The sequence below is a fragment of the Microvirga tunisiensis genome, assembly GCF_009296175.1.
Classification (GTDB): domain Bacteria; phylum Pseudomonadota; class Alphaproteobacteria; order Rhizobiales; family Beijerinckiaceae; genus Microvirga; species Microvirga tunisiensis.
The window spans coordinates 1-736 of the sequence record NZ_VOSK01000918.1 but is presented as its reverse complement, the minus strand read 5'-3'; the positions used below and the strand labels follow the sequence as shown (position 1 = coordinate 736).

1 protein-coding gene is annotated in these 736 nt (G+C 60.3%); it reads right to left on the bottom strand.

Going from position 1 to position 736, the window contains the following annotated elements; genetic code table 11:
- Positions 1–599: SDR family NAD(P)-dependent oxidoreductase (locus FS320_RS44505; RefSeq protein ID WP_152718795.1), on the bottom strand; the 599-nt coding region annotated here is incomplete at its 3' end.
- Positions 600–736 lie beyond the last annotated feature (137 nt).

Sequence of the window (736 nt, the reverse complement as noted above, 5' to 3'; positions counted from 1 at the left end):
AGCGGCAGGATCTTGGACTTCAGAACCTCTTCGGGAACCGCCTTCACCATTTCGGTAGCAATATAGCCCGGCGCGATCACGTTGACGGTGACGCCCTTGTTGGCGTTCTCCTGCGCCAGGGCCTTGGCAAAGCCGACCACGCCCGCTTTCGCAGCGGAGTAGTTCGCCTGTCCCATCTGACCCTTCTGGCCGTTGGTGGAGGAAATGATGATGACGCGCCCGAAGCCGCGCTCGCGCATGCCCTCGATCACGGGGCGGGTGCAGGTGAACATGGAATCGAGGTTGGTGCGGATGACGGCCGACCATTGATCGTAGGTCATCTTGTGGAACATGCCGTCGCGGGTGATGCCCGCGTTGTTGACCAGGATGTCGACCGGGCCGAGCTCGGCTTCGACCGCCCGGATGCCGCTCTCGCTGGAGGCCGCATCGGAAACATCGAACTTGAAGACCGGGATGCCGGTCTCAGTCTTGAACTGATTGGCGGCTTCGTCATTGCCGCCGTAATTCGCGGCAACCTTGTAGCCTGCGTCCTTCAAGCCTTTTGAAATCGCGGCACCGATGCCGCGGGTGCCGCCCGTAACCAATGCGACGCGTGCCATGCTGTTTCCTTCCCAACACCGTTTCCGTGTGGATCTCTCAAGGATCCATTCATTGTGAGACGTTCGGATTCGGACCGCCTCACAACATAGCTTAGGATATTTGGCAGAGCGGGGAAGGGCGAGGCGCCGGAATTTCC